The organism is Pseudomonas sp. LRP2-20 (assembly GCF_024349685.1).
Taxonomy (GTDB): domain Bacteria; phylum Pseudomonadota; class Gammaproteobacteria; order Pseudomonadales; family Pseudomonadaceae; genus Aquipseudomonas.
In genome coordinates, this window is record NZ_AP025944.1 from 86481 (window position 1) to 105575 (window position 19095).

The window sequence follows — 19095 nt, forward strand, 5'->3', positions numbered from 1 at the left end:
ATACGAAGTCCGGGGTTTTTTTTGCCCGGAATTTGACCTGTGGCCTGTAGGCAACCTCTGTGGGAGCGGGTTCACCCGCGAATGCGATGTTGAATGTGCCGTCGCATTCGCGGGTGAACCCGCTCCCACAGTGTGTGACGCCAGTCATCAAACAGCTGGCTTGTCTTCCAGTTCCATCCAGTCCGCCAGCACCCGGTAGGCCTCTTCCAGGCCCAGGCGCTTGGGCGCCGAGAACAGCTGGATGGTCACGCCATCACCCCAGCCCTTGCGGATTTCCGACTGGACCTTGAGCAGGGTGTTCTTGCCCGCACCGTGGGTCAGCTTGTCGGCCTTGGTCAGCAGGATGTGCATCGGCATGCCGCTGGCCTTGGCCCAGTCGAGCATCATCTTGTCGAAATCGGTCATCGGGTGGCGCGTGTCCATCATCAGGATCACCCCACGCAGGCACTCGCGGCTGCCGAGGTACGCCTCCAGGTGTTTCTGCCAGTGCTGCTTGAGCGGAATCGGGACTTTTGCATATCCGTAGCCCGGCAGGTCGACCAAACGCCGTTCATCGTCCAGACTGAAGAAATTCAACAGCTGGGTGCGCCCTGGGGTTTTCGAGGTACGCGCCAGGCTGGCATGAGTCAGGGTATTGAGGGCGCTGGATTTGCCGGCGTTGGAACGGCCGGCGAAAGCCACCTCGTAACCCTGGTCGTCCGGGCATTGTTCGACCTTGGCAGCGCTGAGGGCGAATTTGGCTTTCTGGCAGAGGCCGAGGATGGGGTTCTTGACTTGCATGGGATATCCGATGTGGGTGTTGCCAAAGCCTAGGCCGGCAAGCGGTGTCGTTTCCGTTTGGATGGCGGAAGTATATAATGCCCCAGTTTTTGTGTGCTCATTCTTCCAGCGAAGGGGAATGCGCATGGGGTGTCGAACAATAGCTCGCGCATCAGAACGCAGCGCGTCCCCCAACCCTGTCAGGTCGTTTCGCATGGCGAAATGGCTGCTAGCTGTCGGTATGTTCCTGCCGTTTTTCAGCGCACAGGCTACACAGGATCCCGAGGCGTTGTACAACCGCACGTGTGCGGCCTGTCACGCCGGGCAGTTGCCACAGGCACCCAAGAAGGGTGACCCGGCAGCTTGGGAGCCAAGGCTGGCGCAAGGCATGGAGCAACTGGTGGTGCATGTTACCCAGGGTTTCAAGGCTATGCCGCCGCGTGGATTGTGCATGGACTGCAGTGCCGAGGACTACCGTTTGGTCATCCTTTGGATGAGCGGCAGTCCCGATACATAACATTTCACCCTTAGCCGTGTTGGATTAGCTGATGAACAAACTAGTCGTGAGTCTGCTGTTGACCCTGGGTGTCGCAGGTGCGGCCACTGCTGCGGAACCCATCAAAGGCGATGCCGCCGCCGGCCAGGCCAAGACGGCCGTCTGTGGCGCCTGCCACAACCCTGACGGCAACAGCCTGGCGCCGAACTTCCCGAAACTGGCCGGCCAGGGCCAGCGCTATCTGGAAAAACAACTGCACGACATCAAGTCGGGCAAGCGCACCGTGCTGGAAATGACCGGCATGCTGGCCAATTTCAGTGACCAGGACCTGGCCGACATCGCCGCCTGGTTCTCCAGCCAGAAGGGCAGCGTCGGTGCCGCCGATCCCAAGCTGGTCGAACGCGGCCGCGCGCTGTTCAATGGCGGCAACCTGGAAAAAGGCATGCCGGCCTGTACCGGCTGCCACTCGCCCAACGGCGCGGGTATCGCCCTCGCCGGCTTCCCGCACCTGGGCGGCCAGCATTCGCAGTACGTGACCAAGCAGCTCACCGACTTCCGTGAGGGCAACCGCACCAACGACGGCGATGCGATGACCATGCGCACCATCGCCGGCAAGTTGAGCAATCACGAGATCGAAGCACTGGCCAGCTACATCCAGGGCCTGCATTAACATTCGGTTAATGCTGCAACGCTAAAGATGAAAGGGCGGCGCGGACCGCCCTTTTTTCTGTCCGCAGCCGTTACACTACAGAACTCGGGCCCTTCGCCACCGGTCTCAGCACAGGTCGCGTCGAGGCGACCAATGAATGCTCAGGAGTAAAGCATGCGTAAACTGATTCTCAGCGCTGCGCTGGTCGCTGCCAGCGTCTTCGGTATGACTGCCGTCCAGGCCGCCGAGCCTGCCACCGCCGGCAAGGAATACATCGAGCTGAGCAACCCTGTTCCGGTGTCCCAGCCAGGCAAGATCGAAGTGGTCGAGCTGTTCTGGTACGGCTGCCCCCACTGCTACCACTTCGAGCCGACCATCAACCCGTGGATCGACAAGCTGCCCAAGGACGTCAACTTCAAGCGCGTACCGGCCATGTTCGGTGGCCCGTGGGACGCTCACGGCCAGATGTTCCTGACCCTCGAAGCCATGGGCGTCGAGCACAAGGTTCATGCTGCTGTCTTCGACGCCATCCAGAACCAGCGCAAGCGCCTGACCGACCCGCAAGACATGGCCGACTTCCTCGCCACCCAGGGCGTCGACAAAGACAAGTTCCTCGCCACCTTCAACTCGTTCGCCATCAAGGGCCAGGTCAACCAGGCCAAGGAACTGGCGAAGAAGTACGAAATCACCGGCGTACCGAGCATGGTGGTCAACGGCAAGTACCGCTTCGACCTGGGTACCGCTGGCGGGCCGGAAGGCGTGCTGAACGTCGCCGACCAGCTGATTGCCAAGGAGCGCGCCGCTAAGTAAGCGGCGTACCCCATGCGCCGCTTCAGAACCGCGCGTGGCATTGGCCTGCACCAGCCGCAGGTCAACGAGCATCACTTGCAGGCCCCAGGCCTGCCCGAGGATGGTCGTCTGCGGCTGCTCAGCTTCAACATCCAGGTGGGTATCAGTACCGAGCGCTACCGGCATTACCTGACGCGCAGCTGGCAGCACCTGCTGCCGCACACGGGTCGGGCCGGTAACCTGCAGAAAATCGGGCAACTGCTCAGTGATTTCGACCTGGTGGCCCTGCAGGAGGCCGATGGCGGCAGCCTGCGCTCAGGCTACGTCAACCAGGTGGAGCACCTGGCTCAGCTGGGAGCCTTCCCTTACTGGTACCAGCAGCTCAATCGCAACCTCGGGCGTTTCGCTCAGCACAGCAATGGCGTGCTCAGCCGCCTCAAGCCGCAACTGCTCGAAGATCACCCGCTGCCTGGACCCGCCGGCCGTGGTGCGATCCTGGTGCGTTTCGGTGAGGGGGAAGACGCGCTGATCGTGGTCATGATGCACCTGGCCCTGGGGGCCAAGACGCGTGCTCTGCAACTGGCCTACATCCGAGAGCTGATTGGTGGTTACCGCCATCAGGTGTTGATGGGTGACATGAACACCCACGCCAGCGACCTGCTTGAACACTCGCCCCTGCGTGATCTGGGCCTGATCGCCCCCCAGGTCGAAGCCACCTTCCCCAGCTGGCGCCCGCAGCGCTGTCTGGATCACATCCTGCTCAGCCCGAGCCTGACCCTGGAGCGGGTCGAAGTGCTGGCACAGCCAATATCAGACCACCTTCCCGTTGCGGTAGAGATCCGATTGCCTGATGCACTGACTGTGGATACGCTGCCGGTCTTGAGCTAAATCAGCTAAAGCGCGGCAAGCCCTCAAGTGTTCGCGGGGCGCGCCGACAGCGTGTCATTACAGCCCACAGATGCATTACCCGTCGCGGATCCAGGCATGACCGAAGAAGCCGAGCGCTGGAAAGAAAAATACCTAAAAAGCATCGAACAGCAGGAAAAGCTCGAGCGCCGCTGGAATGCGCGCCTCGACCTGCTACGCCGTGGCCTGGTGCGCAGTACCCTGGCGGCCGAAGGCAGCGACAAGGTCGTCGACCAGTGCATGAAGGAAATGCGCGAGGTCATCCGCAGCGACAACATGGACGCCGGCCTCGCCGGGCTGATCCCGCGCCTGGAAAAGGCCGTGCTGGACTCCGAGCAGCGCCGGGAAACCCGCATGAATCAGGTCAGTGATGCCCTGAACGCGTTGGTTACCCAGCTTCAGGGCTTGCCGTTGCCCGGTGAGGTTGCCCGGCCGCTGAAAAAACTGGCAAAGAAGCTCGATGGTGGTGTCGCCCAGTCACGTGAACTGCCACCCCTGCTGGGTGAGCTCAGTGGCCTGCAAGGCCGCGCCCTTTCCTCCTTGAGCAAGGCGGATGACGAGGCCAGGCCGGGCTTCCTGCAGCGCCTGTTCGGCAACCGCGATAATGAGCCGCAGGCAGAGAGCGCACAGGCAGCGCAGCCTCAGTCGGAAATCGCCCCGGCCGCCGCTCAGCTGCAGCCGGATGGGCCTGTGCTGGTTGACTTGCCGCCGCGTGATGCGGACGAGCTGCAACCGTTAGAGGCGGCAGCCCCTGCTCCGCTGCCTGAGGAGGCGCCTGATGCAGCCGAGGCGCAAGCGCTCGCAGAGTCGCATGCGATTGAACAAGAGGTCGTGGCCCCAGCCGAACCCGAGATCCAGGCAGACGAGCCTGGCGACGTGCAAGCGCAGCCAGAGCAACTGGCGGCCCCGGTGCTGGCGACACTCGAAGAAATGTTCGGTGAGGACGGCCCCTACTCCCTTCCCGATGCGGTTGAGCCGCCCTACAGCCAGGTCGCTGCGCATATAGAACAGACGCTGATCGGCCTGCTGGACGACCTCAGCCTACCGGAACGCCACAAGGCTCAGGCCCTTGAGATGCGTGAGCGGGTGGCACGCGGGCTGAACTGGTATGAACTGATCCCGGTCCTCGATGACCTGGCCGTGCTCATGCTGGCGATCACCGACAGCGGGCAGCACGAATTCGAGACATACCTGCAGCAACTCAACGAACGCCTCGACAGCTTCCAGAGCCATCTTCACGAAGCCAGTGCCGGCCATGCCGACAACAGTTCCGCCGCGCGTGAACTGGACAGCCAGCTGCGCGAACAGGTCGATGGCCTGCAAAGCAGTGTGCAGGGCGCAGTGGATGTGGACAGCCTCAAGCACATCCTGGAAAGCCGTCTGGAAGGGCTGCTTGGCACCATGGACGAGCACCAGCTCGAGCGTGATCGCCGCGAGCAGGAGCTTGCCGGGCGCCTGCAGGGCCTGGCCGAGCGCGTCGCCAGCATGGAGCAGGAAGCGCTTGGCTATCGCGAACACCTGGAAGAGCAGCGGCAGAAGGCGCTGATCGACCCGCTGACGGGGTTGCCCAATCGCGCGGCCTGGACCGAGCAGGTGGAGCGCGAAATGCTCGACTGGCAGGAAAACGGCGGCCACCTGGCCATGGCCATCCTTGACCTGGACCACTTCAAGCGGATCAACGACAGCTATGGCCACCTGGCCGGCGACAAAGTGCTGAAGATCGTTGCCGACCAGTTGCGCAAACGCCTGCGCCCGCGTGATTTCATCGCCCGGTTCGGCGGCGAAGAATTCGTGCTCTTGCTACCGCAGACGTCTCCGGCAGCCGCTGCCCAGGTTGCCGAAGTACTGCGTGCAGCGATCGAGGCCTGCCCGTTCCATTTCAAGGGCGAACGTGTGGTCATCACCACCTCGATCGGTTTGAGTACCTTCCGTTCCGGCGAGCGTGGCGACCAGGTGCTCAAGCGCGCCGATGCTGCGTTGTACCGCGCCAAGGACCAAGGCCGAAATCGCGTGCTGTCAGCGTAAATAGATACCCCATCCAACCTCTGGCTGGTTCTGACAATGATGCCCCGCCTACCTGATAGTCAGGCCGGCGAAGTCGATCAGACCGGAGTAGAACGATGAAGATGAGTAATGGGCTGGTGATGCTCGCCTTGGGCGTGACTTTCCAGGGCGCCGCCTTTGCCAATGATGAGCTGTTGACGGCTCATGTGTCGGCAGAGGGCAAGGTGCTCAGGCAGTGGCCGCAGTGGATAACCGAAGTCGATTACCAGCCGAAGGAAAATTACTTCAGCCGGTACGCGCTTAAGCTGAACTCGCGAATCGTGCATAAGGACCCGGGCTTTTGCAGTGTTTCGCCGATAGACGCCAGCACTTACGCGCGGCAATTGCACGGGCAGGCGAAGGTGATTGGCAAGCCATTGGCCGAGAAGGTCGATGTGATGACCCAATTGGTCGACAAGCAGGGGGCGAGCGGTGACAACTCGCTGGAGTTCCTGGTGATGTGCAGCCGTTGACATAACGGTGGTCGAAGCACCGAAACCGGAGGAGCACGTTATACTGTAGCGCTGTCGTCATTGACCCTACCAATGTGTTCCTCTGCCATGAAAACGCTTTTTGCCGGGCTTTTGCTTCTCATTCTTGCCGGTTGCTCGACCGGCCTGCGCATCGACCGCAGCCACCCTTCTGCCAACCAGGACAACCGTATCCAGTTCGTTGTCCTGCACTACACCAACGCCTCGCTGGAGCGTTCGCTGGCCTTGCTCACCCATGGCGAAGTCAGTGCCCACTACCTGATTGGCGACGGCCCCGGCACGGTCTACCAGCTGGTCGACGAGAACCGCCGCGCCTGGCATGCCGGTGACAGCCAATGGCAGGGGCGCACCTGGCTCAATTCCAGCTCTATCGGCATCGAAATCGTCAACCCCGGGTTCGACGAAACGGCCAATGGCCGCGTCTGGTACCCGTACAGCGAGGCGCAGATCCAGTCCTTGATCGCTTTGCTCAAGGACATCGTCAAGCGCAACAACATCGAGCCGCGGCACATCATCGGCCACAGCGACATTGCCCCATCGCGCAAGCTTGACCCAGGCCCGTTGTTCCCCTGGAAGCGCCTTGCAGATGCAGGCCTCGGCGTGTGGCCCGAGCCCAATGCCGTGGCCCGCCAGCAGGCTTACTTCAACGTCAACCCACCGACCATCGGCTGGTACCAGCAGGAGCTGGCGCGCTTTGGCTATGCCATCGAGCAGACCGGGCAGCTCGATGTGAACACGCGGCACGTCATCGCCGCCTTCCAGATGCACTTCCGCCCGCAGCGTTTCGATGGCATGCCGGACGCGCAGACCGCAGCCATGCTGTCGGTGCTCAACCGTATGCGCTAAGGCGAATTGCATTCGGGCGCCAAACGGCAGAGCCGATTCTCATTCCAGTTGCTATACCTTGTTAATCAACTGGATGCTGCCCATGTCTGCCCTGATTTCTGCGTTGCGCCAATTTTTTTACCGCCCCTGGATGCTGGCCTCCATGGCAGCATTGGCCAGCGCCGCAGTATTGCTGACCGCCAGCATCGGTATCGCGCTGCAGCAGATGAAGGAAAGCGAGAGCGCACAGATGAACGCCCAGGGCGAGCGCTTTCTCGACCGCCTGGAGCAGGTGTTCGGCCAACTGCGCGAGGGCGTCGACGAACTGCAGGCGCAGTCGCTGCGCGGCTGCAGCCCGGCAATGATCTCGGTGTTGCAGCAGGTCGGCCTGGGTTCGCGCTTCATTTATGAAGCGGCCTATGTCGATGCCAATGTCGCTTGCTCCAACCGGGGTGGGGCAAGGGCCTTCGTGCCAACGCGAGCACCGGATATCCAGGGCCCGACCTACAGCTACTGGCTCAATACCACCACTGAACCCAACGAAAACCTCGCCGCCCTTATGCTCGCTCGGGGTAATTTTCTGGTCTCCACTTCACGTGGGCACCTGACCGATGTAGTCGACCTGCCACCGGGCGGCAGCTTGCTGGTGGTGCTGGATAACGGCACCCGCGCAATCCCTGTGCTGGGGCCGCCCCAGGCCTGGCCGCCGACCAGTGGCTGGCCACCGCCCAGCCAGAAGTCCCTGTTCGAGCTCCGCGATCGGTTGGTCTATCGCATGCCGACCAAGTCGCCGGACTATCAGTTGGTGCTGATCGCGCCGCGGGCCAGTCTGCCGTTGCGCATGAACGGCATGCTCTGGCTATTGTTCCCGGGCAGTGTGCTGGCAGCCTGCTGCATTGGCTGGCTGGTGCTGCAGTTGATCCTGCAGCGGCGTTCGATGAGTTCCGAACTGCAGAATGCCCTGCGCCGGGGCGAGCTGCAGGTGTTGTATCAGCCGATCATCGAACTCGACAGCCGCCGCTGTGTCGGTGCCGAGGCCCTGGTGCGTTGGCGCCGCCCGGACGGTTCGCTGACCAGCCCGGACCTGTTCATACCCCTGGCGGAAAACACCGGGCAGATCCGGCAGATCACCGATTTTGTACTGCAACGCGTGCTGGAGCAGTTGGGCCAGCTGCTGCGCTCGCATCGCAACCTTTATATATCGGTCAACCTGGCGGCCTGCGATGTGATGGTGCCGCGCATTGGTCGGGTGGCGGCGCGGCTGCTGGCGCTGCACCGTGTGGCAGCCAGCCAGATTGCCTTTGAAGTCACCGAGCGTGGCCTGATCGATGTGGTGGTGGCGCGGGATAACCTGCAAGCCCTGCGTGCGGTCGGGCACCAGGTGCTGATCGACGATTTCGGCACGGGCTATTGCAGCCTGGCCTACCTGCAGACCTTGCCGGTGGACTGCCTGAAGATCGACAAGGCGTTCATCGATGCACTGGGGCACGATGCCGCCAGCAGCGGCGTGGCGCCGCACATCATCCGCATGGCCCATGACCTGCATTTGCGGGTGATTGCCGAGGGTATCGAGTGCGAGGCGCAGGCGGTGCTGCTCAACAGCGAGGGGGTGAATTATGGCCAGGGCTGGTTGTTCGCCCACCCGCTCAATGCCCGGCAGTTTGCCGAACTCGTGACCCGCGGCCGGCAGCCGCGGCGGGCAAGGATTGATGATGAGCCTTGAGCGCGAACAAGGTCAGACTGGCAAGGCCATGTAGAACTGTGTGCCCTGCCCTGGCCGGGAAAACACCCCCATGCGCCCGCCATGCAACTGCACGATCTCCTTGCACAGTGCCAGCCCCAACCCGGCGCCACCTTTCTTGCGCCCCACCTGTACGAACGGCTCGAAGATCCGCCCCTGCTGCCCGTAGGCGATGCCTTCACCATTATCCTCGACACTGATGATCACCCGCTCCGCATGCCGCCGTGCATGCAGGCGGATGCGCCCGCCGCTGGCGGTATGGCGAATGGCGTTGTGCAGCAGGTTGTCCAGCACCCGGTCGAGTTGCGCCACGTCGGCCTGGATACGTGGCAGCGGTGGCTCCAGGGCTTTGATCAGCTCGATCTGCTTGTTGGCAGCCTGCTCGCCGAAGCGTGCTTGCGCCCTGTCGAGCAGTTCGTCGATGGCGCATGGGGCAAGCTCAAGCTTCTGCAAGCCGCTCTGGTAGCGCGAGAAATTGAGCAGGTCGTTGATCAGTTGGGTCAGGCGCTGCATTTCCTCGCTGATAGTCTCCAGCAGATCGTTCTCGCGTGCCTCGGGCGGGAACTTCAACCGTTCACGCAACAGGCCGAATGCCATGTGCATGCCCGTCACCGGAGTGCGCAGCTCATGGGAAGCACGCAGTACGAACTCGCTGCGTACGCGCTCGAAGGCGCGTTGCTCGGTGACATCGTGCAACACCATGACCGCGCCCAGGATCGGCCCTTGCGGATGGCTGACCGGGGTCAGGCTGTAGGTCAGCAGTCGGGATTCTTCATCGACCTCGATGCTCAGGTCGTCCGGTGGGCGATCCAGGCTGCCGCCCCGCAGCACCTGGCGCAGCTGTTGCTCCAGCTCCGGGCGCTGCAGGGCTTCGGCCAGGCCACTGCCGACGCGGCTGTTGTTCCAGCCCAGCTGCCGCTGTGCAACCGGGTTGAGGTGCTCCAGGTGACCTTGGCGGTCGATGATCAGCAAGCCGTCGTCGATACTGTCGAGTACGGCCTGCAGGCGCTGCTGGCCAGCCAGCAGTTCGTCGACATTGGTTTCCTGGTGCTTGCGCAGGGCCTCGGCCATCAGCCCGAAACGGCGGGTCAGCTGGTTGAGTTCGATGGCTTGGGTGACCGGCAGGGTGATTTCGAAATCCCCCTGGCCGAGCTGGTCGGCAGCCTTGGCCAGGGCTTCGATCGGCTGGCCGAAGCGGCGGGCGATATTGTGCGCGGTGACGAAACCGAGCACCAGCACCACCAGCCCCATCAGGCCCAGCACACCGCTGACCAGCAAGGCGCGGTCACGGGTGTGCTCTTCGCTGCGGGTGATGTAATCGAGGGCCTGTTTGTGCGAATCGACCAGGTCGCTGCGCACCTGGTTGAATGCTGCCCCCAGTGGTTGATCAATGCCCATGCTGCGGGCCGGTGCCGAGCTTTCGCGGTAAGCCTGCAGAAAGGCCTGGTAGTTGCTGCTGGCCTTGCTGAAACCGGTGCGTTCGCCGCCTTGCGTCAGGCCCTGGTTGAGCAGTTGCTGAAAGTCGTCCTGCAAGGTTCGCAGGTTTTCCGGGGCAGTGTCCTCGTCCAGCAGCAATATCAGTTGCTCGCCGAGGTTCTGCCGCAGTTTCAAGCCCACTTCCAGCGCATGGGTGGTTTCGCGCACCGACTGCTGCTGCACCGTGGCCATCTGCAGCACGCTCACCAAGCCCAGCAACAGGCCCAGCAGGGCCACGGTCACCAGGGCAGAGATGCTGAGAAAGAGCCGCGTGCGCAGCTTCATCGGCAGCCTCATAGGTTGTACTGCTTGCGTTTGCGGTAGAGCGTGGAGGCGTCGATGCCGAGGGTCTTGGCAGCCTGGTCGAGGGTGTCGCTGGCGGCAAGTACCGCGCCGATGTGCGCCCGTTCCAGTTCATCCAGGCTCATGGCCGCGCCTACCCGGGGCGCATTGCCTGCGGGCTGTTCGCCCATGCCGAGGTGGACGATTTCGACGCGCTCCTGCGGGCAGATGATGCTGGCACGTTCGATGACGTTGCGCAGTTCGCGGATGTTACCCGGCCAGCGGTAGTTGAGCAGCGCACTGCGCGCTTCGTCGCTGAAGCCACGGGCCGGGCGGGAGTATTCCTTGACGAAGCGGGCCAGGAAGCGGTCGGCCAGGGTCAGGATGTCCTCGCTGCGCTCGCGCAGCGGCGGCAGATGCAAGGTAATGACGTTGAGGCGGTACAGCAGGTCTTCACGGAAGCGGTTCTCGCGCACCATGTCGTCCAGGTTGAGGTTGGTCGCCGCGAGAATGCGCACGTCGGCGCGTCGGGTGACCGGGTCGCCGACCCGCTCGTACTCCTTGTCCTGGATGAAACGCAGCAGCTTGGGCTGCAAGGTCAGGGGGAAATCGCCGATTTCATCGAGAAACAGCGTACCGCCGTCCGCCTGGCTGACCCGGCCCAGCGTGCTTTCGCTGGCGCCGGTAAAGGCCCCGCGGGTATGGCCGAACAGTTCGCTCTCCATCAGTTCGGCATTCAGCGACGGGCAGTTGATGGTCACGCAGGCCTTGCGCGCCCGCTTGCTCCAGCCGTGGATGGCGCGGGCCAGTTCGCCCTTGCCGGTACCCGATTCGCCGAGGATGAGGATGTTGGCATCGGTGGTGGCCACTTGGCGGGCGGTTTCCAGCACCGCCATCATCGCCGGGCTGTGCGAGTCGAGGCCGTCCTTGGGCTTGCGCACTTCGCCTTCGAGGGCTTCCAGGCGCGCCGAAAGCTGGCGGACTTCCAGCTGCTTGGCGGTGGCCAGGCGCAGTTGGTCGGGGCTGCAGGGTTTGACCAGGTAATCGGCGGCACCGGCCTGGATGGCATCGACTGCGGTGTCGATCGCCGAATGTGCGGTGACGATCACCACCCGCATCCAGGGTGCCTGAATACGCATTTGCGCCAGTACGTCGAGGCCATTGTCCTCGCCCAGGCGCAGGTCGAGGAAACACAGGTCGAACACCTGGCGCTGGAGCAAGGCCTCAGCCTGCGCGGCGCTGTTGGCGGTGGCCACGCTGTAGCCTTCGTCTTCCAGGCAGTAGCGGAAGGTGCGCAGGATCGCGGACTCGTCATCCACCAGCAGAATGCGGCCTTGGTTGTCCTGGGCTGATTCCATTTCCTGCGCTCCTTCGGGTAGGTCTTCAATTAGTGTGGGGAAAATCGGGCAAGTTGCACGGTCAATTGTGAAGGAAACGGTCCTTTGCATGCTAGCCAATGGCCAAGCCTTACCGTGACGCCGGATATCTCGATGATTTCCTTAGAGCAGCGCGCTGGCACATTGGTTGCGATGATTTTCTGCTTTTGCCAACTAAAAGGAGGTACAGCCGTGTCCCATGCCATCCGAATGGCCGTGTTGGCGGCCACCCTGCTGTCCGTTTGCACACCAGCGTCGGCAGACCCTGTTCAGGAAGCTCGCCTGGAGGGTTCGCTGCAAACCGCGTTGGCCCTCAACCCGATGCTTAACCCATTCAGCATCAAAGTCGAGGTCGATGGCCAGCGGGCTCACCTTTCCGGGGAGGTCGAGAACGATGTCGAGCGGCAGCTGGCCGAACATGTAGCCCTGGCCACACGGGGCATCGAGCAGGTCGACAACCAGTTGCGGGTCAACGCCGAACTGGTCGAGCGCCCACTGGAGCTGCGTGCTTACGCCCAGCGCCTGGAAGATGCGACCTTGGCGGCCGTGATCCGGGCGCGCCTGCTGTGGAGCCGGGCCACGGAAAAGGCGCCCATCGAAGTGCAGAGCAGCGATGGCGTGGTCACCCTGCGTGGCAAGGTCGACAGTGCCGAGGCCAAGGAGCTGGCGGGCGTGGTGGCACGCACCACCGACGGCGTGCACCTGGTCAACAACCTGGTCAGCCTGGATAGCGCAGCCATGGCCAAGGCAAGGGAGAACCCTGCAGGCGCGGCGAGCGGGCCGCAGCCGAGCGACAGCTGGGTAGTCGACAAGATTCAGACCAGTTACCGCTTCAGCCGCAATCTGGACGGCCTGAATATCAAGGTGGCCAGTGAACATGGCATGGTCAGGCTGACCGGCGAGGTGGTCAGCAGCGAGCAGAAGACCATTGCCGTGGATATCGCTCGTCAGATCATCGGCGTACGGGGGGTCGATGCCGATCTGCTCAAAGTGGCAACCAAGGTCGAGGGCTGAATCGTGCAATTCGCACGACGCCTGAAGGGGCATCGTGCAGGATACGTCCTCAGTGACAATGCGCATTGATTGTATCTTATTGATTTATAAAGATTTTTATTGATTTGCCGGGCTGGCATGCAGGCTGCAATTACCTGTTCAGGTTTGAACAAAAAAATTACAGCAGGAGAAGCCGGCATGAACCGCCAATCCGTCCACCGCTCGCTGAATGCCGCACTCCCCGTGCGCCAGTTCCTGTTCTTTGGGATGGCTGTGCTGCTGAGCTTGGCCGCTGGCCTCTTCTACTACAGCTGGCAGACCGCGCGACTGGCTGATCAGGTCGCGGCGCAAACCGCGCTGATATCGCAGATCCAGGCGACCCGTGCCAATACCTTGGTCAAGGCGGCCGAACCCGCCGGGCAGCAGCCTGCCGCCAATACCTCGCCGGCCACTGTAGACAACGTCGTGCCCCAGCAGCGCTGGGTGTTCTGAGGCGCTGGCTGGACCCATTTCAAAAAAGAAAGGAGAAGCATCATGCTGAGTTGGGCTATCACTTTCCTCATCATCGCCATTGTCGCTGCTGTGCTTGGCTTCGGTGGTATCGCTGGCGCCGCTACGGGTATCGCGAAGATCCTGTTCATTGTCTTCCTGGTCCTGTTCGTAGCCTCCTTCTTCTTTGGACGTGGCCGAGGTTGACGATGAGCAGGAAGCTATCCACAGCCCTGGCTGCTGCTGCCCTGATGTTGGGCAGCAGTGCAGCGGTGCTGGCGGCCAATGATGGCCAGGTCCGGGTCGAGCAGTTGCTCGGCTCGGACCCTGAATACCGGGAAACCTGGCAAGACACGATCAAAGGCGAGGAACGCTTGCCCGATTGGGTGATCAACCTGAGCGGCAGCGGCCAGGAGCAGATGTCTGCCGTGACTGAAGACGGCGACAAATATCTGGTCGGCCCGCTGTGCGAGTCGCCGCAGAACTGCACCTACAAGCGCCTGATCGTGGCGTTCAGCTGGGACAAGGACGACGCCTACGGGATGCTGGTGGAAGTGCCCGAGGGCTTGCCGAGTGACAAGTCGCCAACCCGCCATGCGCAGTACCGCTGGCTGGGTGATCCGGACGACGGCATGAAGGCGATGTTGCAGGAGCAACTCAAGCGCGATCCGAAGTGGTACTGACCAGCGGTCGCGCGCTGTCATCTGATGGAAGCGGAACCTTTTTATCTTTCTCGCTTCTATGATGCGCCGCCCCGAGGAGGGGTAGCGCATGACCAGGGGGCCGGGCTGTTCTGATTGTTGCAGGATCGGAGTGGCCTAGGGGTACAGGGAGTACCTCCAGCACTGGGCCGGGTCAGGCAAAGGCAGAATCGGAAGCTTCAGGTCAGGCGTGTCGAAAAACACGTGCACCCGGCCTGGCTTCCGAGGCGCCATCCCGCCGTTTTGCTAAATCCTTTCAGGATTTCTCTCTTGAGACACATTTTGTCTTGACCGTACATCAAATTTTTTTCGCTCAATACGGGTGCCGCGCAAGTGTCATTTCGGCCATTCGGATTGTCGAACAAGCCGTTTTTATCCCTGCCAATACACCGCCAAAACTGCCTAAATATGGCGGTTTGGTCTTGTTCGGATTTCCGAACGTTATAAATCAATGACTTACGTGCGGCGTATTTTGACTTCGATGTCTATGCCGTATCGGCATGGGGTATGCGTTTCCGGCATTAGATTTCAGCCTTCCCCGTCGCAATAGTTGCCGCCTTTTTCGCTGGCCCGAGCGCCCTGTCGCTCGCTCGCGGTGTCCTTACATGAGGTCTCCGGACGGAAGCCAAAAGCTCCCCGTGACGTTGCCAACGGCTTTGTTACGCGCTTTTCCGGTCGGTGCCCGTGACCACTACAACAAAGGGTAAAGACATGAAGAAGGCAAAACTGAGCCTCGCCTGGCAGATCGTCATCGGTCTGGTCCTGGGCGTTGCAGTCGGCGCGCTGCTGAACCACTTCAGCGCGGAAAAGGCCTGGTGGATCAGCAACGTCCTCCAGCCCGCCGGTGACATCTTCATTCGCCTGATCAAGATGATCGTTGTCCCGATCGTGATTTCGTCGCTGATCGTGGGTATCGCCGGGGTTGGCGATGCGAAGAAACTCGGCAGCATCGGTCTGAAGACCATCCTCTACTTCGAGGTGGTGACCACCATCGCCATCGTTGTCGGCCTGGTGTTGGCCAACCTGTTCCACCCGGGCGCCGGCATCGACATGAGCACCCTGGGTACCGTCGACATCTCCAAGTACCAGGCCACCGCGGCTGAAGTGCAGCATGAGCATGCGTTCATCGAGACCCTGCTCAACCTGATCCCGTCGAACATCTTCGCGGCGCTGATGCGTGGTGAAATGCTGCCGATCATCTTCTTCTCGGTCATGTTCGGCCTTGGCCTGTCGAGCCTGCAGGCCGACCTGCGCGAGCCGCTGGTGCGTACCTTCCAGGCCGTGTCGGAGACCATGTTCAAGGTCACCCACATGATCATGAACTACGCCCCGATCGGTGTGTTCGCGCTGATCGCCGTGACTGTTGCCAACTTCGGTTTCAGCTCGCTGCTGCCGCTGGCCAAGCTGGTGCTGCTGGTGTACTTCGCCATCGCCTTCTTCGCCTTCATGGTGCTGGGCCTGGTCGCGCGCCTGTTCGGCTTCTCGGTGATCAAGATCATGCGCATCATGAAAGATGAGCTGATCCTCGCCTACTCCACTTCCAGCTCCGAAACCGTGCTGCCGCGCGTGATCGAGAAGATGGAGAAGTACGGTGCGCCGAAGTCGATCTGCTCGTTCGTGGTACCGACCGGCTACTCGTTCAACCTCGACGGTTCGACCCTGTACCAGAGCATCGCGGCCATCTTCATCGCCCAGCTGTACGGCATCGACCTGTCCTGGAGCCAGCAGTTGCTGCTGGTGCTGACCCTGATGGTCACCTCCAAAGGTATCGCCGGGGTACCGGGCGTATCCTTCGTGGTACTGCTGGCGACCCTGGGCAGCGTGGGCATCCCGCTGGAAGGCCTGGCCTTCATCGCCGGTGTCGACCGCATCATGGACATGGCGCGTACCGCCCTGAACGTGATCGGCAACGCCCTCGCAGCCCTGGTCATTGCGCGTTGGGAAGGCATGTACGACGCCGCCAAGGGCGAGCAGTACTACGCCTCGCTGATGGCTGACAAGCAGCAGGCAGCAGTCATTGGCGAAGCTGCCAAGCGCTGAGCCTGATGTGCTGAACCTGAAAGCCCCGACTCGTCGGGGCTTTTTGTTGTCTGTGGTTTTATCCGGTCTGCTGGCAGTTCGGCGATCTCTGTGGGAGCGGGCTTGCCCGCGAACACGGGCGAAGCCCGTGCCATCCACCGCGTTGTCTGCTTCGCGGGCAAGCCCGCTCCCACAGGGTTCAGCGTCAGCCGAGAGTTCTCCAGTCACAGGCCCGATACGCTATCATTCGAGCATTTTTCAGGGAGAACATACGGATGCTCAACGGCCTTTGGCTCGGCTTTTTCCTGGTGGCGGCCGTCTCTGCCCTGGCCCAATGGCTGGTCGGTGGCAACGCTGGCATTTTCGCCGCGATGGTCGAGAGCATCTTCGCCATGGCCAAGCTGTCGGTGGAGGTCATGGTCCTGCTGTTCGGTACCCTCACCCTGTGGCTGGGTTTCCTCAAGATCGCCGAAAAGGCGGGCATCGTCGAATGGCTGGCCAAGGTGCTGGGGCCGCTGTTCGCCCGCCTGATGCCGGAGGTGCCGCCTGGCCACCCGGCCCTGGGCCTGATCACCATGAACTTCGCCGCCAATGGCCTGGGCCTGGATAACGCTGCAACGCCGATCGGCCTCAAGGCCATGCGCGCGCTGCAGGAGCTCAACCCCAGCAGCACCACGGCCAGCAATGCGCAGATCCTGTTCCTGGTGCTGAACGCCTCGTCGCTGACCCTGCTGCCGGTGACCATCTTCATGTACCGCGCTCAGCAAGGCGCCACCGACCCCACCCTGGTGTTCCTGCCAATCCTGCTGGCCACCAGTGCCTCGACCCTGGTCGGCCTGTTGTCGGTGGCAGTGATGCAGCGCCTGCGCCTGTGGGACCCGGTGGTGCTCGCCTACCTGATCCCCGGCGCGCTGCTGCTGGGCGGCTTCATGGCCTTCCTGGGCACCTTGTCGGCTGCTGCGCTCGCCAGCCTGTCGTCGATCCTCGGCAACCTGACGCTGTTCGGGGTGATCATCCTGTTCCTGGTGATCGGTGCGTTGAAGCGGGTGCAGGTGTATGAAGCCTTTGTGGAGGGCGCCAAGGAAGGCTTCGACGTGGCCAAGAGCCTGCTGCCGTATCTGGTGGCGATGCTGGTGGCGGTCGGTGTACTGCGCGCCTCTGGGGCGCTGGAACTGGCGCTGGACGGCATTCGCCACGCGGTCAACTGGATGGGCCTGGATACCCGCTTCGTCGAGGGCCTGCCCACCGCGCTGGTGAAGCCGTTCTCTGGCAGTGCCGCGCGGGCCATGCTGATCGAGACCATGCAGACCCACGGTGTCGACAGCTTCCCGGCCCTGGTGGCGGCAACCATCCAGGGCAGCACCGAAACCACCTTCTACGTGCTGGCGGTGTATTTCGGCGCCGTGGGCATCCAGCGGGTGCGCCACGCCGTCGGCTGCGCCCTGCTGGCCGAGCTGTCCGGTGTGATCGCGGCCATCTGCGTCTGCTACTGGTTCTTTGCCTGAGCCTTAGCCTGAGCCTGGCCGCTTTGCGCCACGGTCCAGCCCACCACCAACCCGGCCAGCAGATCGCTGGCCTCGCCGAAGCCGGCGACCACAGTTGACACCCGGGTGTCGGCAAGCGGCTGGCGCACTTCGAAGCGCGTGCTGGTTAGGATGCGTTGGCTGCGGCCTTGCACCAGGCGCGCGACGAAGCGGATCACCACCTCCACCTTGCCATCCGGCTGATACTCGCTCTGGAACGCCAGCAGCTCGCCACTCAGCTCGTAGTCGGCTTGCAGGTTGCTGTCGTCTGCGCTCAGCCGCTGCACCTGGCCATCGCGCTGGAAGCCATCGAGCAGGCGGTTGCGCACCAGCAAAGGCACTGGGTCGCTCCAGCGGGCGCCCTTGTAGCTGCTGATCACATCCCCTTGGGGGATCACGGCGATGCGTGGCCCGGCCAGTGCTTCGCTGGCCAGCGGCTTGTTCAGGCGCAGTGACCAGTCCACCGGGGTATTGCTGTGGCTGGCCTGGTTGACCGGCAGGCGGTAGATATCCACAGGTTCGCTCTGCGGCAGGATCGAGCAGGCGCCGGCCAGGCTCAGGGCGGCCGCCAGGGCCAGCAGGCGCAGCGAAGGGATCATGGCTGGAACTCCTTGTTGTTGTCGCGGCCCAGCAGGTAGCCGCTCGGGTCGGCCTCCAGGCGCCGGGATATGCCCTTGAGCGAGTTGAGGGTTTCGCGCAGTTCGCGGATGGCCGGGGTCAGCTGGTTGAGCCCCTGGGCGCCGTCATCGATGGACTGGCGGTTGTCCTGCAGCAGGTTGTTGATGGTCGCAGCGCTTTGCGCCAGCGACTGCATGGCCTGCTCGGCATTGCCGATGGCCTGTTTACCCTGGGTGCCAAGCAGGCCGTTGGCGTTGCGCATCAGCGCCTGGGTTTCGGCCAGGGTGGCGTTGGCCTGCTTGCCGACCTGGGCCAGTTGCTCGATGGCGTCGCTGATACCGCCCTTCTGGTTGGCGAAGGCGCCAGTGGTCTGCTCCAGGTTGGCCAAGGTGTTACTCAGGCGGTCGATGTTGCTTTCCGAGAACATCTGGTTGGCGTTGTGCAGCAACAGGTTGATGTTGGTTACCAGGTCGCTGCTGTCGTTGAGCAGGCGGGAGATCGGCGAGGGTGAGGCGACGATCACCGGCAGCTTGCCGTCCTTGCCCCTGAGTTCCGGGCTGTGCGGCGTGCCGCCGCTTAGCTGGATGAACGAGTTGCCGGTGACCCCGGCCAGGGTCAGTTTGGCCTGGGTGTCTTCCTTGACCGGGGTGTCGCCGCTCAGGCGCACCCGGGCCAGCACCCGGCGCGGGTCTTTCGGGTCCAGGCGCAGGCTGGTGACATCGCCGACCTTGATGCCGTTGTACTGCACCGGGCTGCCACGGGACAGGCCCGAGACGGCTTCGTTGAAGATGACTTCGTAATCCTTGAAGGCGTCGTCGACGCTGGACTTGGTCAGCCACAGGCCGAACAGCATGGCGCCAGCCACCACCAGGACGGTGACCAGGCCAATCAGGACGTGATGAGCTCGGGTTTCCATTGT

General features: G+C 62.5%; 18 protein-coding genes and 1 pseudogene. 14 read left to right on the forward strand and 5 right to left on the reverse strand.

Annotation, left to right across the window (positions count from 1 at the left end; all coding sequences use genetic code 11):
• Positions 1-147: 147 nt before the first annotated feature.
• On the reverse strand, positions 148-780 hold the full coding sequence (gene yihA / locus OCX61_RS00415; RefSeq protein ID WP_027917188.1) for a ribosome biogenesis GTP-binding protein YihA/YsxC: 633 nt from the start codon (positions 778-780) through the stop codon (positions 148-150).
• A gap of 193 nt (positions 781-973) precedes the next feature.
• On the opposite strand from yihA, the gene OCX61_RS00420 reads away from it, so the two are divergent.
• The 8 genes and pseudogenes from OCX61_RS00420 (at position 974) to OCX61_RS00455 (ending at position 8681) form a co-directional block, all read left to right on the forward strand.
• Positions 974-1276, forward strand: coding sequence for a c-type cytochrome (locus OCX61_RS00420; protein WP_027917189.1), 303 nt, complete (start codon positions 974-976; stop codon positions 1274-1276).
• Between the two features lie 31 nt (positions 1277-1307).
• Positions 1308-1925: a c-type cytochrome gene (locus OCX61_RS00425; RefSeq protein ID WP_079230207.1), complete on the forward strand. Its 618-nt coding sequence runs from the start codon at positions 1308-1310 to the stop codon at positions 1923-1925.
• 153 nt (positions 1926-2078) lie between these two features.
• A complete protein-coding gene (gene dsbA, locus OCX61_RS00430; RefSeq protein WP_261942178.1) occupies positions 2079-2714 on the forward strand; it encodes a thiol:disulfide interchange protein DsbA in 636 nt (211 codons plus the stop codon).
• Positions 2689-3581, forward strand: a pseudogene (locus tag OCX61_RS00435) (endonuclease/exonuclease/phosphatase family protein). Before dsbA ends, OCX61_RS00435 begins: the two are co-directional and overlap by 26 nt.
• A gap of 96 nt (positions 3582-3677) precedes the next feature.
• Positions 3678-5624, forward strand: coding sequence for a diguanylate cyclase (locus OCX61_RS00440; RefSeq protein WP_261942180.1), 1947 nt, complete (start codon positions 3678-3680; stop codon positions 5622-5624).
• 95 nt (positions 5625-5719) lie between these two features.
• Positions 5720-6115 carry a hypothetical protein gene (locus OCX61_RS00445; protein ID WP_261942181.1) on the forward strand — a complete coding sequence of 132 codons (396 nt, stop codon included), beginning with the start codon at positions 5720-5722 and terminating at the stop codon, positions 6113-6115.
• Positions 6116-6187: 72 nt separating this feature from the next.
• Positions 6188-6979: an N-acetylmuramoyl-L-alanine amidase gene (locus OCX61_RS00450; protein ID WP_409260387.1), complete on the forward strand. Its 792-nt coding sequence runs from the start codon at positions 6188-6190 to the stop codon at positions 6977-6979.
• A gap of 82 nt (positions 6980-7061) precedes the next feature.
• The gene (locus OCX61_RS00455; protein ID WP_261942183.1) at positions 7062-8681 is read left to right on the forward strand and encodes an EAL domain-containing protein; all 1620 of its coding nucleotides are present in this window, start codon (positions 7062-7064) and stop codon (positions 8679-8681) included.
• Between the two features lie 12 nt (positions 8682-8693).
• On the opposite strand, the gene OCX61_RS00460 is transcribed toward OCX61_RS00455, so the two are convergent.
• Positions 8694-10472 carry a KinB sensor domain-containing domain gene (locus tag OCX61_RS00460; RefSeq protein WP_261942184.1) on the reverse strand — a complete coding sequence of 593 codons (1779 nt, stop codon included), beginning with the start codon at positions 10470-10472 and terminating at the stop codon, positions 8694-8696.
• Entirely contained in the window at positions 10469-11815 is a 1347-nt protein-coding gene (gene algB / locus OCX61_RS00465) for a sigma-54-dependent response regulator transcription factor AlgB (RefSeq protein WP_261942185.1), read from the reverse strand. The genes OCX61_RS00460 and algB overlap by 4 nt, the downstream gene beginning before the upstream one ends.
• 228 nt (positions 11816-12043) lie before the next feature.
• Between algB and OCX61_RS00470 the strand changes: the two genes are divergently transcribed.
• The 6 genes from OCX61_RS00470 (at position 12044) to OCX61_RS00495 (ending at position 17540) form a co-directional block, all read left to right on the forward strand.
• Entirely contained in the window at positions 12044-12847 is an 804-nt protein-coding gene (locus tag OCX61_RS00470; protein WP_261944373.1) for a BON domain-containing protein, read from the forward strand.
• A gap of 177 nt (positions 12848-13024) precedes the next feature.
• Complete coding sequence (locus OCX61_RS00475; RefSeq protein WP_261942186.1) at positions 13025-13318, forward strand: hypothetical protein; 294 nt, start codon at positions 13025-13027, stop codon at positions 13316-13318.
• A 42-nt stretch (positions 13319-13360) separates the two neighbouring features.
• Positions 13361-13522: a DUF1328 domain-containing protein gene (locus OCX61_RS00480; RefSeq protein WP_003252966.1), complete on the forward strand. Its 162-nt coding sequence runs from the start codon at positions 13361-13363 to the stop codon at positions 13520-13522.
• A gap of 2 nt (positions 13523-13524) precedes the next feature.
• Positions 13525-13998 (forward strand): inhibitor of vertebrate lysozyme family protein, encoded by a 474-nt coding sequence (locus OCX61_RS00485; protein ID WP_085676634.1) that lies wholly within the window; start codon positions 13525-13527, stop codon positions 13996-13998.
• Positions 13999-14727: 729 nt separating this feature from the next.
• Complete coding sequence (gene gltP, locus OCX61_RS00490) at positions 14728-16056, forward strand: glutamate/aspartate:proton symporter GltP (protein ID WP_261942187.1); 1329 nt, start codon at positions 14728-14730, stop codon at positions 16054-16056.
• Between the two features lie 254 nt (positions 16057-16310).
• A complete protein-coding gene (locus OCX61_RS00495) occupies positions 16311-17540 on the forward strand; it encodes a spore maturation protein (RefSeq protein WP_085676636.1) in 1230 nt (409 codons plus the stop codon).
• Here the strand turns inward: OCX61_RS00495 and OCX61_RS00500 are convergent.
• Positions 17522-18157 (reverse strand): ABC-type transport auxiliary lipoprotein family protein, encoded by a 636-nt coding sequence (locus OCX61_RS00500; protein WP_085676637.1) that lies wholly within the window; start codon positions 18155-18157, stop codon positions 17522-17524. The two genes, OCX61_RS00495 and OCX61_RS00500, sit on opposite strands and share 19 nt — an antisense overlap.
• Positions 18154-19092 carry an MlaD family protein gene (locus OCX61_RS00505; RefSeq protein WP_085676638.1) on the reverse strand — a complete coding sequence of 313 codons (939 nt, stop codon included), beginning with the start codon at positions 19090-19092 and terminating at the stop codon, positions 18154-18156. The genes OCX61_RS00500 and OCX61_RS00505 overlap by 4 nt, the downstream gene beginning before the upstream one ends.
• Positions 19093-19095 lie beyond the last annotated feature (3 nt).

Bases quoted from the DNA above. Each gene is read 5' to 3' on its own strand.
- yihA (WP_027917188.1), bottom strand. From the start codon at position 780: ATGCAAGTCAAGAACCCCATCCTCGGCCTCTGCCAGAAAGCCAAATTC.
- OCX61_RS00420 (WP_027917189.1), top strand. From the start codon at position 974: ATGGCGAAATGGCTGCTAGCTGTCGGTATGTTCCTGCCGTTTTTCAGC.
- OCX61_RS00425 (WP_079230207.1), top strand. From the start codon at position 1,308: ATGAACAAACTAGTCGTGAGTCTGCTGTTGACCCTGGGTGTCGCAGGT.
- dsbA (WP_261942178.1), top strand. From the start codon at position 2,079: ATGCGTAAACTGATTCTCAGCGCTGCGCTGGTCGCTGCCAGCGTCTTC.
- OCX61_RS00440 (WP_261942180.1), top strand. From the start codon at position 3,678: ATGACCGAAGAAGCCGAGCGCTGGAAAGAAAAATACCTAAAAAGCATC.
- OCX61_RS00445 (WP_261942181.1), top strand. From the start codon at position 5,720: ATGAAGATGAGTAATGGGCTGGTGATGCTCGCCTTGGGCGTGACTTTC.
- OCX61_RS00450 (WP_409260387.1), top strand. From the start codon at position 6,188: ATGTGTTCCTCTGCCATGAAAACGCTTTTTGCCGGGCTTTTGCTTCTC.
- OCX61_RS00455 (WP_261942183.1), top strand. From the start codon at position 7,062: ATGTCTGCCCTGATTTCTGCGTTGCGCCAATTTTTTTACCGCCCCTGG.
- OCX61_RS00460 (WP_261942184.1), bottom strand. From the start codon at position 10,472: ATGAGGCTGCCGATGAAGCTGCGCACGCGGCTCTTTCTCAGCATCTCT.
- algB (WP_261942185.1), bottom strand. From the start codon at position 11,815: ATGGAATCAGCCCAGGACAACCAAGGCCGCATTCTGCTGGTGGATGAC.
- OCX61_RS00470 (WP_261944373.1), top strand. From the start codon at position 12,044: ATGGCCGTGTTGGCGGCCACCCTGCTGTCCGTTTGCACACCAGCGTCG.
- OCX61_RS00475 (WP_261942186.1), top strand. From the start codon at position 13,025: ATGAACCGCCAATCCGTCCACCGCTCGCTGAATGCCGCACTCCCCGTG.
- OCX61_RS00480 (WP_003252966.1), top strand. From the start codon at position 13,361: ATGCTGAGTTGGGCTATCACTTTCCTCATCATCGCCATTGTCGCTGCT.
- OCX61_RS00485 (WP_085676634.1), top strand. From the start codon at position 13,525: ATGAGCAGGAAGCTATCCACAGCCCTGGCTGCTGCTGCCCTGATGTTG.
- gltP (WP_261942187.1), top strand. From the start codon at position 14,728: ATGAAGAAGGCAAAACTGAGCCTCGCCTGGCAGATCGTCATCGGTCTG.
- OCX61_RS00495 (WP_085676636.1), top strand. From the start codon at position 16,311: ATGCTCAACGGCCTTTGGCTCGGCTTTTTCCTGGTGGCGGCCGTCTCT.
- OCX61_RS00500 (WP_085676637.1), bottom strand. From the start codon at position 18,157: ATGATCCCTTCGCTGCGCCTGCTGGCCCTGGCGGCCGCCCTGAGCCTG.
- OCX61_RS00505 (WP_085676638.1), bottom strand. From the start codon at position 19,092: ATGGAAACCCGAGCTCATCACGTCCTGATTGGCCTGGTCACCGTCCTG.